This window comes from Clostridium gallinarum (genome assembly GCF_014836325.1).
Taxonomy (GTDB): Bacteria; Bacillota; Clostridia; order Clostridiales; family Clostridiaceae; genus Clostridium; species Clostridium gallinarum.
Genome location: NZ_JACSQZ010000029.1, coordinates 18,345 through 40,698 on the forward strand (window position 1 = coordinate 18,345; position 22,354 = coordinate 40,698).

Sequence of the window (22,354 nt, forward strand, 5' to 3'; positions counted from 1 at the left end):
CCTTTATTTACTACCTTTTTTGTTAAGTTTATATATCATAGCTAATACTTCTGCTACTGCTTGATACATATCTTGTGGAATTTCTTTATCTATATCTACCGTTTCATATATCATTCTAGCTAAAGGTTTATTTTCTATTATTGGAACCTTTGATTCTAAGGCCTTTTCCTTTATCTTTATAGCAATACTATCTGCTCCTTTAGCTACAACCTTAGGAGCTTCCGATTCGCCTTCTATATATTTAATAGCAATAGCTAAATGAGTTGGATTTGTAATAACTACAGTAGCATCACCAACTGATTCCATCATTCTTCTCTGTGACATTTCTCTTTGTTTTTGTTTTATTTTAGATTTTATTTGAGGATCTCCCTCCATTTGCTTATATTCTTCTTTAATTTCTTGCTTTGTCATTCTAATATCCTTTTGAAATAATATATATTGAATTACATAATCTATAATTGCTATAACTACTAAAAGTATGCATACTTTAGTAAAAATCCCTACCAGTAATGATTTCACTTCAATTCCTAAAGATGGTAAATAGATGTTTCCAACTTGCATTATTTTATCAAAATTATCTTTTACATAAGAATATGCAATATATATAACTATAGAAATTAAAATCAAGTTTTTAAAAAGCTCAACTAAAGCTTTTTTAGAAAACATATTTTTAAATCCATTAATAGGATTTAATTTCCCAAAGGATGGCTTTATTGCATCTTTAACAACTAAAAAACCTGATTGAATCAAGCTAGCTACTACCCCAGCTACCATTATAGGTAATATTATTGGCATTATTGCCATAGCTGCCTTACTTAAAAGTAAAGTATTTATTCCCTTTAAACTATTTTCAGTAAGCTCCATAGTTCCCATATCACCCAGGAAATAAATTATGTTATTTTTTAATATTGTTACTACAAATCCACTTAAGGTTATTATTACTAATGTTATAACTATCATAGTAAGTGCAAGTCCTACATCTTTACTTCTAGGAACTTGACCTTTTTTTCTAGAATCGCTCTTTTTCTTTGGAGTAGCTTCTTCTGTTTTTTCATCTGCTCCAATTAGAAAAACTAAGGGAACAGTTGTTATTATTTTTCTAAATATATCTGGTAAGTAACTTATGCTACTTATAAATAACTTAAGTATTATTGGTAAAGATATTGCTACGGCTACAATACCCACTAACATCTTTACTGGCATCCCAAGTATCATAACATTTATTTGAGGTACTGCTCTTGATATTAATCCCATAGAAATATCTGTTAATATAATTATCAATACTATTGGTATTGCTACTTTCAAACCTATTAAAAAATAGTTTGCAACTATTTCAATTATTGTCATCATATCACCATACATTAAGCCTTTTCCCATAGGAAGTGTAATAAAACTTTCTATAAGTGCTTTTATTAGCATATGATGTCCATCTACTATAAAGAAAATTACTAACGCCACATAATGGAGTAAATTTCCTGTTATAGTTGTACTTGCCTTACTATTAGGATCCATAGTACTTAACATACTAAGTCCTATATGTACATCTATTAAACTTCCTGCCATTAATAATATTTCAAAGGCTATATTAGATATTAATCCAAGTACTAATCCATTAGTAACTTCAAAAATCATATAAAGTATCAAATAATAATTACTTGTAATACCTTCTATACTTGAATAATCTATACCTCCTAATAAAGCAAATGAAAAAATCAAAGAAAACATAGCCTTTAAAGTGTTTGGTGTTCCGCTTGGAAAAAATATATTTGTAATAATAAAAAATGAAGTTACTCTTAAAAATATAAAAAATAGTGCCAAAAAGTAGGCCGTATCTATCATACTTCACCTACCTCCTAAGTAGATATTTTAATAATTAATTCAAATATTCTTTCTGTAAAACTTACTAAGGTATGTAACATAAAGCTAGCAGTCATTAATCCTACTGCTGCTATACCAATAAGTTTAGGTACAAAAGTTAAAGTTTGTTCTTGAATTTGAGTAGTTGCTTGGAAAATACTTATTATTAATCCAATTAAAATCGATACTATTAATATTGGTCCTGCTATCTTTAATGATGTATATAATGCATCTTTAACAATTCCTATAACTAAATTTTCACTCATAACTTTCCCCTACCCTCCAAAACTCATTATTAGGGATTTTACAATTAAATACCATCCATCTACCATTACAAATAATAAAAGCTTAAATGGTAATGCTACCATAACTGGTGGTACCATAAACATACCCATTGACATAAGTACACTTGCTACTACCATATCTATAATTAAAAATGGGAGAAAAAGTAAGAATCCTATTTGAAATGCAGTTTTTAATTCACTAATAGCAAAGGCTGGTATTACAACTGTTAGTGGTATATTTTCTTTTGTTATTTCAGACTCCTCTAGTTTTGATACTTCTATAAATAACTCTAAATCCTTTTGTCTTGTTTGCCTTAGCATAAACTCTCTCAATGGTTTACTACCAAATTCCATAGCTTCCTCTTGCGTTATCTCATCATCCATAAATGGTTTAAAAGCTTTATCATTTATTTCTGAGTAAACTGGCTGCATTATAAAGATAGTTAAGAATAATGCTAGTCCTATTAAAATTTGATTAGGAATTGATTGTTGAGCTCCCAATGCATTTTTTAAAAAAGAAAACACTATAATTATTCTTGTAAAAGATGTCATCATTATCATTATTGATGGTAATAACGTTAATATAGTCAATACTATTAATAGCTTTATGTTATCAACATAATTTTGAGGTGAAGTATCTTCTCCACCTACAGAAAAGTTAATGTTAGGTACATTAATAGGCTCTGCACTTACATTTTTACTAAAAGTTAATATTAACCCTATCATTATAAATGCTATTACCAAATATTTTTTCTTATTCATACAATCTTCCTCTTAGTTATTTTCTTCTTAAATCTATTTATATTACATTTAAACTTATCTAAAATTAAATCATATTGTTGATTTAATCTTTCTTTCTCTTCTTTTTTACCTTCTTCTAATAGATTTATTTCTTCTTCTGTTAAATCATCTAATTTTTCCACCTTATTACTTGTTGTACTTAATACATAACCTTTTTTACCAACTTTAACTACTGCTATAGATGAATCTTTAGATATTTGTGTTCTTTCTAAAATCTTTATATATTTACCTTCATTTAGCTTATTAAATTTATCTCCACTTAATTTAAATACTAGATACATAAGTGAAAATACAACTAAGAAAGCAAATATTAATTTAATTATTAAAAATGCTAATTCCATGCTTCTCTCAACTTTCTTTATTGAACTATAATATCGCTTATATAGATATCTTTTAAAACTCCAGTAGTTAATTTTTGATTAATTCTCGAAATTAACTCACCTTTTAAAATTACTTCATTAGAAGGTTCAAAGTCCTTTGCTTTACAAGATTTTATATAAAATATAGCAACATCTCTAATAACTACTTTCTTTTCTTCTATTTCCTTTGCTAAATCCTTGTTAGATTTATCATAACTTATAGACATATTAAGTTTTACATATCTTTTTGAGCCTTCATCACTTAAATTAACAAAAATTTCACCAACTTCTACAAAACTTTCCTGAACAATTACAGGTGAGGATGCTTTATTTTTACTCATAAAGAAGTATGCACCACCAAAAGTTCCTGCTCCTACAAATATTAAAAGTAGTAAAACTATTAATATACCATTTTTTCCTTTTTTATTTTCTTTTTTCTCTTCAGCCACTTTAATTTCCCTCCTCATCAGCCGTCACAATTAAAATATCAACCCTTCTGTTTTTAGCCATATTTTCATATGTATCATTAGGTGCTACTGGCTTAAATTCTCCATATCCTGTTGCCGAAAATCTTTTAGCATCTTGACCCATAACTTCGACAAAATATCTTACAACATTAACAGCTCTGTCTGCAGAAAGTTCCCAATTTGAAGGAAATTTAGATGTATTTATTGCTCTATTATCTGTATGACCTTCAACTAAAACAGGATTATTCATAGATTGAATTACTGATGTTAATTTACTTAATATAGCTTTACTATCTTCTCTTATATCAGAACTTGAAGTTTCAAATAATATATTATCTCTTAGCTGCATTGCAACGCCTCTTTCATCATCTATAATTTCAACCACATCTTCTAAGTTATTTTCTTTTACAAATTCTTTTATATTATTGTATAGCTTTTTTTGTTCTGTTAACTCTTCTCCTCCTTGGACAGGATTATCACTTTCCCCTCCAATTAATGGAACCTCTCCATTATACATATTAAATTCCATAATACTATCACCACTTTGACCATTCATTAAAGAATTAAATGCACCTGCTATACTTTTTGTTTTTTGTGCATCAACACTAGACATTGAATATAAAAGTACAAAGAAAGTAAGTAATAGAGTTACAGTATCAGCATAAGTAGCTAACCATTCATCACCTTTTAATCCTCCACCCTTATTTTTTTTATTTCTAGCCATTAAATAACAACTCCTTCACCATTCTCAATGCTGTTATTTAAATATTCTAACTTTTCTTTTGGAGGTAAATAAGTTATTAACTTTTCTTCTACAATTCTTGGATTTACTCCTGATTGTATTGCAAGTATACCCTCAAGCATCATTTCTCTTTCCCCTACTTCTTTTGCACTTTTTTGCTTTAAATTCGAAGCAATAGGATTGCAAAAAATATTAGCTAAAATTGATCCATAGAAAGTTGTAATTAATGCTTTTCCCATACCTGATGCTATATTAGCTACGTCTGTTAAATTAGCAAGCATTTGAATAAGTCCTATTAAAGTTCCAAGCATACCAAAGGCTGGTGCATATGCTCCCCAAGCAAGATATATTCCTGCTCCTCTATCATGCCTATTTTCCATTTCTCCAATTTCTAACTCTAATATTTCTCTAATGGTTTCTGGTTCAATACCATCTATAACCATTTGTAATCCTTTCTTTAAAAAAGGATCCTCCATATCTGCAATTTCATCTTCTAAGGATAATAATCCTTCTCTTCTAGCTTTTTTAGAAAGATTACTAAACTTAACTATTATATCTTTACCTGAGGATTTGTTTTCTTTAAAAGCTTGTATAAATAGCTTACCCATAGTTTTTACTTCATCTACTGAATATGTAATTAATAAAGCTGATATAGAACCACCTATAGTTATAATTACAGATGATAAATCCCAAAATATCTTAAGACTACTTCCTATAAGCATTCCATAAAGCATTAATACTACACCCAATATTAAACCAATTGAAGTTAATATATCTGATTTTTTCATTTAAAACTGCCTCCCATTATAATCTATAAGTAACAATCTTATTTTTATAACTTATTACTTTTTCAATTACCTCTTCTACACTTTCAAGAACTATATATTTTTTTCCATTGGTTAAAGTTATTAAAGTTTCAGGTACCTCTTCAATTTTCTCTATATGATCTGCATTTAAGACAAAGTCTTTATTATTCATAGCTGTTAAATCTATCATAATTATCTACCCTCTTTATGTTATATTTAAGAGGCTGTCTAATAAAAATAATTTATACTAAATAGACAGCCTCAAAATTCTATCTCTTTAAGTTAATAATATCTTGAAGTATTTCATCACCAGTTGTAATCATCTTTCCTGAAGCTTGGAAGGCTCTACTTGAAACTATCATATCAGTAAATTGCTCTGATAAATCTACATTAGACATTTCAAGCATTCCTTGAAGGTTATCTCCATAACCTTGAGAATTATCATCTGCTAATGTTCCTACTCCACTTTTAATAATAGACTCACCTGAGTTAACAGATGAACTATAAAGATTACCACCTAATTTTGATAAACCTTCTGGATTTTTAAATGTAGCCATTGCTATTTGACCAAGTGCTGCAACTCTACCATCTTCTAAAACCCCATTTATTATTCCATTTTTATCTATAGTATAAGTTTTTACTTTAAGTTCTGTTTCTGTACCTGGAATCTTAACCTTATCTGGTATTTTTAATGTTTTAAGTTGTCCATCATAAGATTTTAAATCCTTAGTAGCATCAACAAAATTTATACTTCCATCTTCAGTTAAACTTTCAATTGGAGTACCACCATAAGTTTCATCTGAAACAACTCCTCCAATTTCCATAGGTTTACCTTCAGCTGAAACTCCTTGCTCTATTCCCTTTGCCTCTAAAGCTCTAGTTAATGCATCTTGAATATTTTTTGCTGTTATTGCATTCGCTGTTACAAAGTCTCCATTAATAGTAATTGTTTTGCTATTAAAACTAATTTCAACTGAAGTTTTAGTTCCTGGAGTAATAGTTCCTAATTGAAATTTATATCCATTTAAAGCTGAACCTTCATTAAATGTTAATTCTATTCCAGCAACAGTAACTTTTTCTGGTGCCTTATCTTCTTCTCCCCCGTCAATTTTATCAGAGGTCAATCCTGTATATGACTTAGAAGTTCCTGATACTTTAACTTTAGGTAATTCTAAAGCATATTGGTCTGCTAAAGCTAAATTTATTTTTTCTTCTAAATCTCTTGCAGATATTTTCTTTGTGAAATCGCCTGTAATTTTTAATTTACCATCTTCATATTTAACATCTAAACTAGTGGCATTAATATCTGCAATTTCAAATTCCAAATTATTTAACAATTCACCAGCTGGAAGCTCAACATTTAACCCTGCTATATTTAAAGCTTTTGGCGAAGTTTCTGTAACACCACCACTTATAATAGCACTCTTACCAACATCTCCGGTTACTACTTTGTCACCAGTTACTTTCATCTGAGTTTTCTTGCCTTCTGATTTTAATTTATTGTTTATTGCAGTTTTAATAGTATCTGCTGTTAATTTTGAGTCCTCAGTAAAATCTCCATTAATAATTATACTTCCATTAGTAATTTCTACTGATAACTCCTTATCCTTTCCGTTCTCTCCTATAGAAATTGTATAGTCATTTAACTCAGCACCTGGTGAACTTATGCTATCATCTATTTCAAATTTGAATCCTCCAATAGAGTTTTGTTCTACTTTAGCTACTTCATTATTTTTACCAGAATTATCAGAAGAACCTTTTATATTAGATAAAGTTGCTATACTTCCTGTTACCTTAGCTTCTTGATTAAATCCTACTTCTTTTATTGCATTATTTATTTCGTCTTGTAAGTCTGATGCATTAAAAGACTTATTTAAAAAGTCACCATTAATAACTATTTTTTTAGTACCAGTTTGAACTTTAACATTTAGCATTTCAGCACTTATATCTTTAATTTCAAAACTATATCCATTTAAATTACTACCTTCATCAAATTGAACTGTAAAACCACCAATATTTATAGATTTAGGTGCTAAAGCATCTGTACCACCTGCAACTGCACTAGATCCTAATCCTTCAAAGCTTATTGGTTTTCCAGTTACAAATATTTGCTGAGAAATTCCCGCTGATGATAATCCCTTATTTATTGCAGATTCTACTTGTGCTGTAGTTAATGCTCCAGTATCAGAAAAATCTCCATTTAAAACTATTAATTTTTCAGCACTATTTACTTCTGATGAAGTTACTGTTCCAGGTCCAATTGCACCTAAAACAACTTTATAACCATTTAATTGTGAGCCTGGTCCAAATCTAAAATTTAATCCTGCTGTATTAACTGTATTTGGTGAAAGTCCAGTTGCAAGCTGTGAACTATCATCATTTGTTAACGAATAACCCATAATTCTAAATCCATCACCAGTTAAAAGATTTCCTTGCTCGTCTAATGTAAAGGATCCATCTCTTGTATACATTATTTCAGTACCAGAATTACTTAATGATTGCTCTGTTATATTATGAGAACCTGCTCTATGGTTTACTTCTAATGAATTTCCATATATTGATGAACCTTTACTTACCATAAAGAATCCATCTCCATCTATAGATACATCCAGTTGTCTGCCTGTTGGCTGAATAGTACCTTGAGTCATAACTGAATCTATACTTGCAAGCTGTACTCCAAGACCTACTTGACTAGCATTTATCCCACCTTGATTATTTGATGGTGCCATAGCATCTGAAACATTTTGACTAAGCATATCACTAAATCTAGCTCTTGAAGATTTAAATGATGTTGTATTAACATTTGATATATTATTTCCTATAACATCTAATTTTGTTTGGTTAACTTTCATTCCACTTATTCCGGAATACATTGATCTTAACATAAATTGCCTCCAACCCTTCATTTTTTCTTGTATCTGTCGTTCAACAAGAAGTAAGCCTCCTATATAGGTCCAGCTTATAAAATTACTACACTATCTATATTCGTAAAGATATTTTCCTTGGCTCTTTCTTTTTCAACAGCAGTTATTAAAGTTCTATTTTCTATACTTGCGACCAAGGCTACATTTTTATATATCATTACAGAATTTTTAGAACCTTTTTCCTCTGCTATCTTAAATCCCTTTCCTATTTCATTCATATCAGCTTCAGTAAAATTAATTTCTTTTAGCCTACTAGCTGCATGTTTAGATAAAGTGTAGCTTTCATTATTTTTATTAATTTCATTTTGTAAAATATCATTAAAGTTAGTTTTATTATCATTATTTTTATAATTTATATTTTGTTCTGGTAACTGAAAATTACCAATTGGATATGCTTGTCCATTTATAATTCTAAAGCCCAAAATATCACCTGCTTTTTACTTTAATTGTCTTCTCCAGTTTCTTTTTTAATTTCATCCTTTGTATTTGCAGCTTTTATTAATTTATCATAAGTATATTCTTGAACTTCATCTGAATCATGTAGCTTAATCTTTATCTTTACTACGCCTTGATCTTTAACAACTCCAAGAACTTCTCCAGTTATATTATTTCCATCACTATTTTTTTCACTTAATTCAACATGCTTCCCTATAAATGATGATGCTACTAAAAAAGACATATTCCCATTTATATTATTAATTGCTGGAAGTGAATAATCTTGAACATCTAATATAGTTAAAACATCACTAACATCAAAATCTTTATATACATTACTTCCATTTTCATTAACTTCTACAGATATAGTGGTTTTTGAAGAAGTAGATGTTACAGCTTTTACAACTCCAGTATAATTAGCCCCTTCACTATCAACACTTTTTAATGTTACACCTTTTCCAACTAGTGAGTTATTTGCATAACTTGACATAGTATTATTTAAATTACTCATCTGTTCCATTGATACAAACTGAGCCATTTGAGTAATATATTGTGTTGAATCATTATCTCCCATAGGATCCATATTAGATAATTCTGCAGATAAAATAGTAAGAAAAGCATTTTTATCCATATCTTCACCAGATTTTATTATTTGAGTTCCTCTGTCTGTAGCAGTTGCACCTGTATAGTTATATATTGTAATTGCCATTCTCTCACCTCCTATGCTAAGTAGTTTAAATTACTATCAATAATTAAATCCTCTAAATTTTGTTCTTCTTCAATAGTAGAATTTCTATTATTTTTATTAATAAATTCATTTGAGTTTTCTCTTGAGTTTTCTTTTCCACTAAAGAAAGTAGTGTCTTCATTGTAAATACCTATATTAACTTCTTGAATTCTAAAATTTTGATTTTCTAAAGTTTTCTTTATTTCATTTATATTTGAATTTAACAAGTTATAAGTTTCTTTTGAAGTTGCCTTTATTTCCGCTTTCATAATTCCTTCTTCTGAAAGAATTTTTATTGTCATTTCTCCAAGTTCTTTAGGATAAATTTTAACTTTTAATTCTTCTACTGAATTTGTTATCATATATTTAACATTTTTTATAAAATCTAAATTAATAGTTTCTTTATTAATTGATATAGGTTCTTTAATTATTTCTACAGTAGAATTTAATTTATTTAATTTATCATAATAAGTTAAAGTTTTAGAAAAGCTTTCATTGTTGTCATCCTCTAAGAATTTCATTAATATATCTTCTTCTTTTTTATCAATACTATCTTCTTTTTCATTAGTAATATTATTCTTAGAAGGATTTTCCTTATTTAAACTTTCTTCATTCTTATTTTCTTGTGAATTAATTTTTTCTTTATTAATATGAATATTAGTTAAATTTTCGCTATGAATATCTATTTTTTCTTTATCATCTTTAATATTATCTTTAGGCTCTAACTCCATATTTGTATTCATTATTAAAGCATTTAGTATTTCTTTAGTTGTATTAGTACTTAATTTATCTTCAATTTTCTCAATGGAATTACTTTCAGTAGTATTAATTAAAATTTTAATTTCATCTAATAAATTTGATTTTACTTCTTTTACTGTATCAAAATTGTTTAAAATTATATTAGTATCACTTTTATTTAAATACTCGTTTATTAGATTATTAATATTTTTTAGTAATTCCCCTTTATAATCATCTAATGAAATTTCATTATTATTTTTCAATATTGAACTTTTCCCTTTAAATAAAGTACTAAAATCTGTATTAGTGCTATCTAAATTAATTTCATTAACTTCACTTAAATTTATAGTATTATTTTCATTAAAATCATTTAAATTAACTTCTAAAAAATTAAGTAATAAAACTAATATATCTTCTAAATCTTCATCTTCAGAATCAATTTTAAAATCTTCATTATTTAATATTTCTTCAATTTTTTCTGAAATTTCAGAAGCTAATTCATCACTATTTAGTTTATTTTTATTATTACTATTTTCTTCTATAGGTTTATCATTACTTAATTCCTTAGATTCTATTTTTGTATTATCTTCTAGTTTTAAGTTAATCTCTTTAGATAAGCATTCTTTAAAATCACTTTTATTTTCTGTATCTTTCTCTTGACTTTTATTAATTTTCTTTAAATTCTGAATTTTGTTTTTTAAGTCAATTACTCCAAATATATCTATTTACCTCACCTCCTCTCGATGACTTCTCATATATGCATATAAGGATAATTCATCATTTAAAATTTGCTCTTTTCTATCTTCCTCTTTTGTAAATTCTATATATTGTCTCTCTTTTAAAATATCAACAGTTTTTCTTTCTATTTGCTTTTTAAGTAAATCATTTCTTTTTATATCTAATTCTTTGTTTTTTGTAAGTAAAGCTTTTTCTGTTTCTTCTATTCCTTTATCTACTGCAAAAAGATAATTTCTTTTTATTTTTTGATAAACTAATGATTCACCTTCATTAATTCCACTATATTTTTCATAGCTTTCTTTTAAGGTTGTAAGTTTTATTTCTGTTTCTTTTTTTTCTCTTTGAGTTTTAGTAAATTGTCGTTTGCTCTCTTCTTCTTTCTCTATTCTAATTTCTAAAAGCTTTTCTAATCCAAACTTAAATTTTTTCGACATTTTTACTCATCCTTTTACTTTCTAAACATTGATACTAAACTTTCTAAAGATGTGTTAAAATCAGATTTTTCATCTACCTTTTGCTTTAGGTATCCATTCAATTTATCATTATACTGAATTGCTAAATCTATTTTTTTATTACTCCCTCTAACATAAGCACCTAAATTAATTAAGTCTTCTGCATCTTTATAAGTAGCAAGTAAATCTCTTCCCATAGATGCTGCTTCCTTATGAATATCTAAAGCTATATTAGACATAAGTCTACTTATACTATTTAATATATCAATTGCAGGATAATGATTCTTATGAGCTAAATGTCTAGATAAAACTATATGTCCATCTAATATTCCCCTTACTGCATCGGCAATTGGTTCATTGAAATCATCTCCATCTACTAATACGGTATAAAAAGCCGTAATAGATCCTTTATCTGAAGTTCCTGGTCTTTCCATAAGCTTTGGTAGCTTTGCAAAAACTGATGGAGTATATCCCTTTTGAGCTGGCGGCTCACCAATAGCTAATCCAACTTCTCTTTGAGCCATAGCAAATCTAGTTACAGAATCCATCATTAAAATAACTTTTTTCCCTTGATCTCTAAAATACTCAGCAATTGCTGTTGCAGTTAATGCACCCTTTATTCTTATTAAGGCAGGTTTATCAGAAGTTGCACAAACAACTACTGATTTTTTCATTCCTTCTGGTCCTAAGTCCTTTTCAATAAACTCAAGAACTTCTCTACCTCTTTCCCCTATAAGTGATATAATATTTATATCTGCTTCTGCTTCTCTAGCTATCATACCTAAAGTTGTACTTTTCCCTACTCCAGATCCTGCAAATATCCCAATTCTTTGACCTTCTCCAACTGTTAAAAATCCATCTATAGCTCTTACCCCAGTTGGAAGTATTTCAGTAATTCTTTTTCTTTTTAATGGATCTGGTGGCTGATTTTCAAGTGGATAAGATTCTCCTTGAATTATCTCTCCCTCTTCCAAAGGATTTCCAAGTCCATCTAAAACTTTACCTAATAAATCTTCTGAGCATCTAACTTCTAATGGTCTTCTTTCTGGAACAACTCTACATCCTGGTGCTATTCCAATTAATTCACCTAATGGCATTAATAAAACAGCATCTTGCCTAAATCCAACTACTTCACATTTTATAGGCATTTCTTCTTGATTATAAATTGTACATAATTCACCAACAAAGGCTTTTACTCCTTGTACCTCAATAGTTAAACCTATAACTTCTTTAACAGTTCCCTCTAAATAATGAGTATTAACTTCTCTTATTCTTTTATTTATTAAATCAAAATCTACATTAATCATATAACACCTATTACTTAAATAATGCAGTTTCAAGTTTTTCTAAAGCTACATCTAGTCCAACTACTGCTTTACCAGTATTTTTTTCTATAATTGCATTTCCTAATTCCATTAAAGTATCCTCTAAAATGAATATGTCCCCTTTAATTGCATACGCTTTTTTATAATATTCTATTTTCTCTTCAATTCCTTTTACATGTTTAGTATTACATCTAATTATTATATTTTCCTCAGCCCTTGCTCCTTCTAAAACATCCTCCATTAAAGGAATTATTCCATCATCTTTTTGCAATTCTTTCTTAGCAATTATACTAGCCATCTTAAATGCAAGATTAATTATTTCCTCTTCTTTAAGATTTAAATACTCTAAATATTCTTTGTTAGCACTTTTTAATATTTCCTCAGCTTCATCTATTCTAACTTTTACTTTTTCATTAGTATCACTCTTAACTTTAACTAATGCTTCTTTATAACCATCTTCAAATCCATTAGATTTCCCCTGATTATAACCTTCCTCATAAGCTTTTTTTTCTATTTCTGCTGAAATAACCCTAGCTCTCATTACTATATCTTCTGCTTCTGATTTAGCTTTTTTTATTATATTAGAACCTAGTACTTCATAACTTTTTCTTATTTCTTGCTCTACATCTAATTTTTCTTTTTCAATATCTTTAGCTTCTATCCTGCTAATATAATTTGTTGCAATTGTTTTTTGTGATGATTTTAATGCCGATGTATTTTTAATTAAATTATATGATAATTGCATCTTCTCCACCTCTTGAAATAATTATTTCTTGAGCATCATCTAGCCTTCTAATAACAGAAACAATCTTTTGCTGAGCTTTTTCAACATCCATAAGCCTTACAGGACCTAAGAATTCCATATCTTCCTTTAATGCAGCAGCTGCTCTCTTAGATTGATTTCTATAAATAGCATTTGCAACTTCATCTGAGCATCCTTTAAGGGCAAGTGCAAGCTCTTTTCCATCAACTTCTCTAAGAATTCTTTGAATTGATACATCATCAAGAGTGATAATATCCTCAAATACAAACATAGAGCTTTTAACTACATCAGCAAGTTCTGCATCTTCTCTTTCTAAACTTTCAGTTATATTTCTTTCAGTAGTTCTATCAACTTGATTTAAAATATCAACTAAAGTATCTACTCCACCTAAAGATGTCATTTCACTTCTTACTACATTACTTAATTTACTTTCTAAAACTTTTTCAATTTCCTTAATTACCATTGGTGAAGTATTGCTCATAGTTGCAATTCTATATGCAACATCACTTTGAGTATCTTCTGGTAACTCTGCTAATACTTGTGCAGCCTTATCTGGTTGTAAATAGCAAAGAATTAATGCTATAGTCTGAGGATGTTCATAACTAATTACATTTAACAGTTGATGAGCATCAGCTTTTCTAGCAATTGAAAAAGGCCTATATTGTTGTGTTGCTTCCGTTACCTTGCTTAATATTTCATTTGCCCTTTGAGTTCCTAAAGCCTTTGATAGCAACGTTCTTGCATAGTCAATTCCACCTTCAATAATATAATCTCTAGCCTTATTAATTTCTAAAAACTCATCTAATATAATTTGTCTTTGCTCTGAGCTTACTGTAGAAATATTAGCTATTTCATAAGTAATTTTTTGAATTTCAGCTTCTGGTAACCTCTTTAATATTGCAGAAGATGCTTCTGGGCCAAGAGTTATAAATAATATGGCTGCCTTCTGTACTCCATTTAATTTTGCTGATTCTCTTGCCATACTATCACCTCTCATTTTCAGCTAACCAAGATTTTATTATGTCCACTACTTGATCTGGTTTTTCTGTTGCATATTTTTTTATTTCATTTTCAATATGTGCTTTTGGATTAATACTATCAAAATTAATACTAGGCATTTCTATAGTTTCATCTTGTGAAACTTTATCATCAATAACTACATCTAAAAGATTTTTCTTATCCTCATTTTTGTTTTTACTATTTTTTCTTAACAATAATAAAATCACAATAAATGCAATTATTCCTACTAACCCTAAAATTGAAAATAATATTATTTTATTTCTACTTTCTTTTGCTAAAGATTCACTTATAGAATCAAATTCTTTTTGTGCTTCCTCCTTAGTTATAGGATCAAAAGTCATTCCAACTACTGAAACACTATCCCCTCTTTCTGTTTGCAACCCTATTGCATTTGCTACTGATTTTTCTATTGCAGCTTGTACATTATCATCTATATTTCCATCTATAAATACAGAGGCTGTAAGCCTTTTAACTTCTCCTGGTGCACTTATAGTTGTAGTTTCTACCTTTCCAACCTCATAGTTAGTATTAACTTCTTCTCTTGATGATTCTCCATTATTTGTACTGTCATCTATAGTTGTTTCCATATTATTATCAACTGGACTATTTGTACTTTCAGATATTTCTCCATTATTATTTTCTTTAATGGACTGTTGACTAACTATAACTTTGTTAGGATCTATAATTGTTTCTGTTTTTTTCTTAGAATCAAAATCTAATTCTACACTAACTGAACTTTTCACCTTATCTTTACCCACTACTGGTTCCAAAAGTGAAATTATTGATTTTTCAATATCTTTTTCATATTTTTTTTCTAAATCAAATTGTTGCTGTATGCTTTCTGAACTTATTACTGAACTATTATCATCGTATAATCCCTCAGTTAATAAATTCATATTATCATCTATAACTTCTATATTTTCTTTGGGAACATTCTCTATACTACCTGAAACAAGAGAAACTATTGATTTGACTTGCTCTTTTGATAATTTATTTCCAGAATTTAATTTTAAATAAACTGCTGCCTTACCCGGCTCTTTATCTTCTACGAAGACTGAATCTTTTGACTCTGTTATATGTACTCTTGCGGTCTCGATTTGCGGAAAGCTCTTTATTGTTTTTTCTAACTCTCCTTGTTGCATTCTTAATTTCTTTAACTTGAACTCCTCGTCAGTCATACCAAATGAACTACTAGAATCCATAAGTTCATATCCCTTACTTCCATCTGAAAGTTCTGGTGCTAACTCCAATCTTAATTCATCTACTTGGTCTTTAGGAACTAATATTGTATTTCCTTCTATTTTCATATCAACTTTTTTTTCATTTAACTTAGTTGTAACAACTTGTGCATCTGTAGCCTCTAAGTTTGAAAATAAAACTTTATATTTAGTGGCTGAGTTATAAAAAAATAAAGATCCAATTGCAATAATAAAAGTAATGATAGTAGCAAATATTGCTATTTTTATCCCTTTACTAAAATTATTAAATCTTAACCACAGCTTACTAATGCTATCTTTAAGTTTTTCCATTAATAATTGCACTCCTTCATATTACAATTGCATTCTTGTTAATTCCTGCACTGCCTCTACAACCTTATTTCTCACTTGTATAGCCATTTGAAGTGACATTTTAGCTTCTTCCATTCCTAATATCATCTCATGAACTTCTACGTCTTTTCCTGCAATAAAATCATTTGTAATATTATCCGCTGCTATTTGCTTTTCATTTAATTTATCTAAGCTATCTTTTAAAACATTTTTAAAATTACTAGACGAATTGCTATTATTATTTGAACTAATACTATTTTCAAAAATATTTTCCTTGGGAACAAAATTGTTTATTATCATATTTACTACCTTCCTAATTCTAATGTTTTAGTAAACATACTTTTTGTCGCATCTAGTGTATCTGCATTGGCTTCGTAAGATCTAGATGCTGCTATCATATCTGCCATTTCATTTAGTAAATTTACGTTAGGCATAGTTACATATCCCTCTTCATTTGCATCTGGATGAGTTGGATCATATACTTCTTTTAATGGAGATTTATCATCTATTATTCCTACAGATTTAACACCATTTAACCCTTTAGCTTCATCTAAATTCTCTTGAAATACCGCTATCTTTCTCACATAAGGTTTACCATCTTCCCCCCTAGTTGTAGTTGCATTAGTAATATTAGATGTAACTGTATCCATTCTAAGCCTTTCTGCTGATAGACCACTTGCACTTATTCTCATAGTATTAAATAATCCCATAATTATTAATTACCTCCTGAAATAACACTTTTAGTCATACTAAGTTTAGAATTCGCTTGTGTTATTAAGGCATTGTACATTAATGTATTAGATGCTTGATTTACTTTTTCTAAATCAATATCTACATTATTTCCATCTGTTCTCATACTTGTACTTTTATCCTCTTTTACTGATATTATAGAATTATCTAAACTTCCACTTAAATGGTTACTATTAGTTTTTTTCAAAGTAAATTTACTTATTTCACTATTTAAATTTTCTTCAAAAGATACATAAGATTTTTTAAAATTTTCAGTGTTTACATTCGCAATATTATTAGCTATAACCTTACTTCTTGTTGCAGAAGCATCTAATCCTAATTTTATAAACTGTAATCCACTATCATTACTTATATTCATAACATTTCTCCCATTTACATTTTTAACCAATTTTCGCCATAAATTTAATAGACTTTTTTTAATTTAATTATATATATTTTCTATTAGATGAAAATTTACCCATGAATCTATTATAATTTAATATAATTTATTTTTCTATAATAATTTTCATAAAAAATATATTTTATTTATCAACCTTTTTTGTAATAATTTTATTTATTTTCAATTTATTGTTTAATATTGTATTTTGCTGTATTTTTTTCGCATTTATTTTAATTTTTATTTTATATATTATTAAAATATATAAAATAGCAAAAAAATAGAGAAGTAATTACTACTTCTCTGTCGATAAATTATTTCATATTCTCAAGTACACGTAATATTTCTTGTGGAAATTTGTTACTTTGTTGCATTAAAGCAATAGATGTTTCATTTAAAATAGCTGTTCTTGAATATTCTGCCATTTCTAAAGCCATATCAGTATCTCGAATTCGACTTTCTGTACTTACTAAATTCGAAGAACTTCCAGTTAAATTTTCAGCTGAAGTTTCCATTCTATTTTGAATAGCTCCATATTTACTTCTTACTGAAGTAACCATTTGTATTGCTCCATCAATAGAACTTAAATTCTTATCTAGATTATTTTTATCAGTAACATCTAAATTAGCTATTGAATTGCCTTCATTATCAGTAAGCATATTAGTTGTAATATTGAAAATTGGAATTTTTATATCTTCATCACTAGTAGAACCAACTTTATGATCTAAGAATTTTGGATAATCGTTATTTACCACTCTATCAGAAGTTAATAATTTTACTCCATTAAAATCAGAATTATTCACCGTATAATCAATATGTTCCTTTAACTGATTAATTTCATTTTGAATTACATCTAAATCATCTTCACTAGTAGCTCCACCAGATTTTACTGTCAATTCCTTTATTCTAGTTAAAGTTTCATTAATTGTAGATAAAGTTCCATCTACAGTTTGCATCATAGAAACACCATCTTGAATATTCTTTTCAGCCATTTGAAGACTTCTAATTTGAAGCCTAAGACCTTCGCTAACCCCAAGCTTATTAGGATTATCCTTAGCAGAATTAATTTTAGTTCCTGTACTAATCCTATTTAAAGATACTGCTTGATTAGATAAATTCTTCTTATAATTTCTATATATATTTAAAGATTCCATATTTTGATTTAATCTCATATTAAACTCTCCTATATTCCACTTCTTTACCTTAATTATCGATTAATAAAATTAAATCTTTAGATTATTTATATTTAGTTATATTCAATTCTCACCTTTACATAATTATTACTTTCAAAACTTTAGCTAATACTATCAATATAATTATTTTTAAGGAGTTAATTTTTTAATGTTAAATAACTATAGTAATAAAATTTATAACATTTCAGAAATAGAAGAAAATATAATTATAGGTAGTCTTTTAGGGGATGGAACTATTTCACTATATGGGAGAAGTAAAAATGCATATTATAGAGAACATGGTTCTGTAAAGCAATTAAATTATCGATTATGGAAGTATGAAAAACTTAAAAATTTAGATTTTAAAATAAATACTAATTATAAATACCCCAAAATCTCATCACATTGTAATATATATTTTACTACTCTATACAATAAATTTTATATAAATAAAATAAAAACTATCACAGAAGAAAATATAAAGTTACTTACTCATCCAATAGGTTTAGCTTGTTTTTATATGGATGATGGAACATTAGTTATAGATTCGGTTAAACGTAAAGATAATTCTTTTTATATTTTTCCAAGAATATCATTATACACTTTAAGTTTCTCTGAAGATGAGAATATAATTCTAAAAGATCATTTAGAAAACACCTTTGGTATTAAAACAAAGATTAAATATAGAAAAGATGGTAAAAAAACTATTCTTGAGATAAATAAAAAACAAGATGTAATTAATTTTATTGATGTTGTAAAACCATATATATCTGAAATTCCATGTATGAAATATAAAATTAATTTAGAAGAAAGATTTAAAGAAAAGAAATCTAAACTTAAAGAACTTGGTTATATTAACATTAATTCTTGGAATTCTAATATTATTAATAATTCCTACAGCATCGAAGAAGAATCTTTTATTATAAAATCAAAGGAAAATGGATTATCTACTAAAGAAATTGCTAATATTCTAAATAGGCCTTATTGGGGTATAGTAGATAAATTACGTAGAATGAAAAATATTTAGTATTTTATATTTTTAGTTATTATATTTTCTCAAATACAAAAAGCCAGAGTTTTCACCCTGGCTCTTTAATGTTAATTTTATTAATTCATCATATTTATCTAATATATTACTCATATAAAATTCATTTCAAAATTATATTAAAATCTTTATAAATATATCTACTTTTATTATATAACAACATTTTAAACTTTTATACAGAAAAAAATAAGCCAAAGCTTTCGCTTTGACTTATTTATATTCTTACTTCTTCATGAAGTAAGCGATTTACTTAATTTTAGCTAAAGCTAAAATTAGTTCTCTGCTTATCTTAATAATTGTAGTACTTGTTGAGGTTGTTGGTTTGCTTGCGTTTTATCAATAATCTTTCAATCATTGCCAGACTATATCTTCACCCAAATTTAAATCTTGGGGTTGGGCACTTCAGGAAACCTCATCCTTACGAGTTTCATCACCATACATTTTTAAAGCTTAGGTGGTATACTCTAGTCGTTGAACCTTCTCCAATCTTTCGATACAGGAGCTTGGCTGCTGATTATCCAATCTCTTTACTTTTCAATCTATCACGTTTGTCTTTTCAAACTCCGCTGTAGAGAAAGAGCTTAAGGAAGTTCCAGCAATTCACCCAATGTTTGCTTAAAGATTACTCTTTAAGAGACCCTTAAATAATCTACCTTAAAAGTTGTAATACTTGTTGTGGTTGATTATTAGCTTGAGCCAACATAGCTTGAGCAGCTTGACTAAGAATGTTATTCTTTGAGAATGTTGACATTTCTTTAGCCATATCAACGTCTCTTATTCTTGATTCAGCTGATGTTAAGTTTTCACTTGATGTTCCTAAGTTAGCTATTGTGTGCTCTAATCTGTTTGAAAATGCACCAAGTTTTGCTCTTTCTGATGATACTTTAGCCGTTGCATTATCTATAACCTTTATTGCTAAATCTGCTTGTGATTGTGTTCCTACTTGTATATTGTCAACTCCTAAAGCTTGTGAACGCATATCATTGATGTCTATATTTAAGTTTTGACCTTGGTTAGCTCCAATTTGAAGAGTTGAAGTCCCATTAGTTCTAACATCTGCTGCTGCTGTAGTTTCATTAAAAGCTGATAAAGCGTTAGTTGCTGCTGATCTAACTGTTCCTGCTGAATCTTTAACTGTTATAGTAAGACCTTGAATAGCATTTGCAGTACCTCCAGTAGTTGCTGTTGCTACCATTTTACCGTCTGCTGATACTGAGAATGTACCGTCTGCCATTGTTAAATCTGATAGCTTCGTACCTGCAGCAACAGTTTTTGTATCTGTTACTTCTGAACCATTTTTCATATAGCTAACAGTTACTGTATCTCCTTCTTTAATACCTAAACTATTTCCATTTGAATCTTTAAGAGCTGTTAATAAGTCACCCACCACTACTGGATCTGCTGCTCCTTGCAATTTAGCTCCTGTGTTTACATTAGCCACTGCTGTATTTACAGCTTTCCCCATAGAACCATCAAGTAAGTTTTTTGTATTAAACTGAGTTGTATTTCCTATTCTATCTATTTCTTCTCCAAGTTGCTTAACTTCTGTTTGAATTGCTTTTCTATCTTCAGCTGTAGCTGTATCATTCGCAGATTGAACAGATAATTCTCTCATTCTTTGAAGGATTGATGTAGTTTCATTTAATGCTCCTTCAGCAGTTTGTATCATTGAAATACCATCTTGAGCATTAGATCCAGCTTGGTCTAACCCCCTAATTTGTCCTCTCATCTTTTCTGATATAGCTAGACCCGCTGCATCATCTCCAGCCTTATTTATTCTAAGACCTGAAGAAAGCTTTTCCATAGATTTGTTTGCATTTGTAGCATTAATTCCCATTTGTCTATTAGCATTCATAGCTCCCATATTGTGATTAATTATCATTGTTTATTCCTCCTTGATTTTTGAAATTGACATCCTTGTCATAATTAGTTGAGAATTGATAGTTGAGAGTTTTTTTACTCTTACTTTCTTTTCTTTATCAACTATATTATTAATCTCGTCTGTTTTTTTTATTACTTTATAGTTTATTTTAAATTTTTTTATTGAAATTATTTATTGTATTTATACTTTTCCCATACGCTCTATTTGCATTTTTTCTTTGTGCTATTTTTCTTAGCTCTTCTTTAGTTTTTTCTCTTGCTTTATTTATTTCTTCTTTCAATAGTTTATCTAATTTATCTAGCTTTAAGTCTATATATATGTTTTTTACATCTTCTTTATTTAAAGTCTTATTTTCTAATAATTCTCTTAAAACTTTCCCTCTTTCATTCATAAGCTTTTCTGCATCTAAATCATTTTTAATATTAACTATTATAGCCTCTGTTAATTCTTTATATTGTAATAAGTAATCTTTTATCATTATGATGTACTAAGTCCTAATGCCTGTGATAAATATGTCATTTGGCTATTATAGTTATTCATTATAGTTTCTAGTTTAGAATACTTTGTATATAAAGCTTGTTCTTTATCTGCAAAAAGATCTTCCATTTCATCTATTTTCTTTTGATATTCTGTCATCTGTTTAGTTAATGTGTTATTTGCTACTGTTGTTGTTCCTTCAAAGCCTACTTTTTTTGCTAAAACTGATTTAGATGATACTGTTTCATCATACAAAATATCTTTAAGTCTCATCATTATTCCTTTTTGATTATAAACCTCTTCTTCTGATACTCCTGAAGGTGCACTTTGCATAAATAACTTAGATACTTGTTCTGTATTATTTTCTATAGCTTCTTTTAAAGTAGTTTCGTTTATTTTAAATGTTCCATCTTTAGTTCCACCATAATCTTGAACTGACGTAATACCTATATCTTCTAAGGTAAGTCCACTTCCACTTACCATTGTACTCATACCTTGTCTTAAACTATTAGCTATTCTTATAAGATCTGAATCTCTTCTTAATTGTCCTTGCTTTACCTTAGCTTCCCAAAGTTCTATTTCCTTTTCAGAATAGCGATAGGTAACTCTTTGATGTAATCTCTAAGTTTTCCCCCGCTCCACACCGTACGTGAAACTTTCGCTTCAT

Annotated in this window: 24 protein-coding genes and 2 pseudogenes; 1 reads left to right on the forward strand and 25 read right to left on the reverse strand. The window is 28.3% G+C overall.

The genetic code is table 11. From position 1 onward, the window contains the following. Positions 1-3 precede the first annotated feature (3 nt). The 22 genes and pseudogenes from H9660_RS09150 to H9660_RS09255 all read right to left on the reverse strand — a co-directional run bounded on the left by H9660_RS09150 (position 4) and on the right by H9660_RS09255 (position 18,283). Positions 4-1,839, reverse strand: a complete 1,836-nt coding sequence (locus H9660_RS09150; RefSeq protein ID WP_191750075.1) for a fused FliR family export protein/FlhB family type III secretion system protein — start codon at positions 1,837-1,839, stop codon at positions 4-6. Between the two features lie 14 nt (positions 1,840-1,853). Then, on the reverse strand, positions 1,854-2,123 hold the full coding sequence (gene fliQ, locus H9660_RS09155; RefSeq protein WP_191750076.1) for a flagellar biosynthesis protein FliQ: 270 nt from the start codon (positions 2,121-2,123) through the stop codon (positions 1,854-1,856). A 9-nt stretch (positions 2,124-2,132) separates the two neighbouring features. Next, on the reverse strand, positions 2,133-2,903 hold the full coding sequence (gene fliP / locus H9660_RS09160; protein WP_191750077.1) for a flagellar type III secretion system pore protein FliP: 771 nt from the start codon (positions 2,901-2,903) through the stop codon (positions 2,133-2,135). Continuing rightward, positions 2,900-3,283, reverse strand: coding sequence for a flagellar biosynthetic protein FliO (locus tag H9660_RS09165; RefSeq protein WP_191750078.1), 384 nt, complete (start codon positions 3,281-3,283; stop codon positions 2,900-2,902). Before H9660_RS09165 ends, fliP begins: the two co-directional genes overlap by 4 nt. 17 nt (positions 3,284-3,300) lie before the next feature. Continuing rightward, positions 3,301-3,750, reverse strand: coding sequence for a flagellar basal body-associated FliL family protein (locus H9660_RS09170; RefSeq protein ID WP_191750079.1), 450 nt, complete (start codon positions 3,748-3,750; stop codon positions 3,301-3,303). 1 nt (position 3,751) lies between these two features. Then, on the reverse strand, positions 3,752-4,492 hold the full coding sequence (locus tag H9660_RS09175; RefSeq protein ID WP_191750080.1) for a flagellar motor protein MotB: 741 nt from the start codon (positions 4,490-4,492) through the stop codon (positions 3,752-3,754). Further along, positions 4,492-5,298 carry a motility protein A gene (locus H9660_RS09180; protein WP_191750081.1) on the reverse strand — a complete coding sequence of 269 codons (807 nt, stop codon included), beginning with the start codon at positions 5,296-5,298 and terminating at the stop codon, positions 4,492-4,494. The genes H9660_RS09175 and H9660_RS09180 overlap by 1 nt, the downstream gene beginning before the upstream one ends. Positions 5,299-5,314: 16 nt before the next feature. Continuing rightward, entirely contained in the window at positions 5,315-5,506 is a 192-nt protein-coding gene (locus tag H9660_RS09185) for a flagellar FlbD family protein (protein WP_191750082.1), read from the reverse strand. Positions 5,507-5,585: 79 nt separating this feature from the next. After that, on the reverse strand, positions 5,586-7,715 hold the full coding sequence (locus H9660_RS09190; RefSeq protein ID WP_423739005.1) for a flagellar hook-basal body complex protein: 2,130 nt from the start codon (positions 7,713-7,715) through the stop codon (positions 5,586-5,588). A 6-nt stretch (positions 7,716-7,721) separates the two neighbouring features. Next, positions 7,722-8,222, reverse strand: a pseudogene (locus H9660_RS16670) (flagellar hook-basal body complex protein); the annotation flags it as partial. Between the two features lie 53 nt (positions 8,223-8,275). Further along, on the reverse strand, positions 8,276-8,662 hold the full coding sequence (locus H9660_RS09195; RefSeq protein WP_191750084.1) for a TIGR02530 family flagellar biosynthesis protein: 387 nt from the start codon (positions 8,660-8,662) through the stop codon (positions 8,276-8,278). 20 nt (positions 8,663-8,682) lie between these two features. Continuing rightward, positions 8,683-9,384: a flagellar hook assembly protein FlgD gene (locus H9660_RS09200; RefSeq protein WP_191750085.1), complete on the reverse strand. Its 702-nt coding sequence runs from the start codon at positions 9,382-9,384 to the stop codon at positions 8,683-8,685. Between the two features lie 11 nt (positions 9,385-9,395). Then, a complete protein-coding gene (locus tag H9660_RS09205; RefSeq protein WP_191750086.1) occupies positions 9,396-10,403 on the reverse strand; it encodes a flagellar hook-length control protein FliK in 1,008 nt (335 codons plus the stop codon). 462 nt (positions 10,404-10,865) lie between these two features. Beyond that, positions 10,866-11,312, reverse strand: coding sequence for a flagellar export protein FliJ (fliJ, locus tag H9660_RS09215; protein WP_191750088.1), 447 nt, complete (start codon positions 11,310-11,312; stop codon positions 10,866-10,868). A 14-nt stretch (positions 11,313-11,326) separates the two neighbouring features. After that, complete coding sequence (gene fliI / locus H9660_RS09220; protein ID WP_191750089.1) at positions 11,327-12,637, reverse strand: flagellar protein export ATPase FliI; 1,311 nt, start codon at positions 12,635-12,637, stop codon at positions 11,327-11,329. A gap of 10 nt (positions 12,638-12,647) precedes the next feature. Continuing rightward, positions 12,648-13,400 carry a FliH/SctL family protein gene (locus H9660_RS09225; protein WP_191750090.1) on the reverse strand — a complete coding sequence of 251 codons (753 nt, stop codon included), beginning with the start codon at positions 13,398-13,400 and terminating at the stop codon, positions 12,648-12,650. Beyond that, entirely contained in the window at positions 13,384-14,400 is a 1,017-nt protein-coding gene (fliG, locus tag H9660_RS09230; RefSeq protein WP_191750091.1) for a flagellar motor switch protein FliG, read from the reverse strand. The genes H9660_RS09225 and fliG overlap by 17 nt, the downstream gene beginning before the upstream one ends. Before the next feature lie 4 nt (positions 14,401-14,404). Then, a complete protein-coding gene (gene fliF, locus H9660_RS09235; RefSeq protein ID WP_191750092.1) occupies positions 14,405-15,967 on the reverse strand; it encodes a flagellar basal-body MS-ring/collar protein FliF in 1,563 nt (520 codons plus the stop codon). A 21-nt stretch (positions 15,968-15,988) separates the two neighbouring features. Next, a complete protein-coding gene (gene fliE, locus H9660_RS09240; RefSeq protein ID WP_191750093.1) occupies positions 15,989-16,285 on the reverse strand; it encodes a flagellar hook-basal body complex protein FliE in 297 nt (98 codons plus the stop codon). A gap of 5 nt (positions 16,286-16,290) precedes the next feature. Next, on the reverse strand, positions 16,291-16,695 hold the full coding sequence (gene flgC, locus H9660_RS09245; RefSeq protein ID WP_191750094.1) for a flagellar basal body rod protein FlgC: 405 nt from the start codon (positions 16,693-16,695) through the stop codon (positions 16,291-16,293). A gap of 5 nt (positions 16,696-16,700) precedes the next feature. Next, positions 16,701-17,093: a flagellar basal body rod protein FlgB gene (flgB, locus tag H9660_RS09250; protein WP_191750095.1), complete on the reverse strand. Its 393-nt coding sequence runs from the start codon at positions 17,091-17,093 to the stop codon at positions 16,701-16,703. 332 nt (positions 17,094-17,425) lie between these two features. After that, positions 17,426-18,283 (reverse strand): flagellin N-terminal helical domain-containing protein, encoded by an 858-nt coding sequence (locus H9660_RS09255; RefSeq protein WP_191750096.1) that lies wholly within the window; start codon positions 18,281-18,283, stop codon positions 17,426-17,428. Positions 18,284-18,452: 169 nt separating this feature from the next. Between H9660_RS09255 and H9660_RS09260 the strand changes: the two genes are divergently transcribed. Next, positions 18,453-19,310: an endonuclease gene (locus tag H9660_RS09260; protein WP_191750097.1), complete on the forward strand. Its 858-nt coding sequence runs from the start codon at positions 18,453-18,455 to the stop codon at positions 19,308-19,310. Positions 19,311-19,977: 667 nt separating this feature from the next. Here H9660_RS09260 and H9660_RS09265 read toward each other — a convergent pair. The 3 genes and pseudogenes from H9660_RS09265 to fliD form a co-directional block, all read right to left on the reverse strand. Continuing rightward, the gene (locus H9660_RS09265; protein WP_191750098.1) at positions 19,978-21,210 is read right to left on the reverse strand and encodes a flagellin N-terminal helical domain-containing protein; all 1,233 of its coding nucleotides are present in this window, start codon (positions 21,208-21,210) and stop codon (positions 19,978-19,980) included. 148 nt (positions 21,211-21,358) lie between these two features. Continuing rightward, positions 21,359-21,688 (reverse strand): hypothetical protein, encoded by a 330-nt coding sequence (locus tag H9660_RS09270; protein ID WP_191750099.1) that lies wholly within the window; start codon positions 21,686-21,688, stop codon positions 21,359-21,361. Continuing rightward, positions 21,688-22,272: pseudogene (gene fliD, locus H9660_RS09275) on the reverse strand (flagellar filament capping protein FliD); the annotation flags it as partial. The gene H9660_RS09270 and the pseudogene fliD, both read right to left, overlap by 1 nt. Positions 22,273-22,354 lie beyond the last annotated feature (82 nt).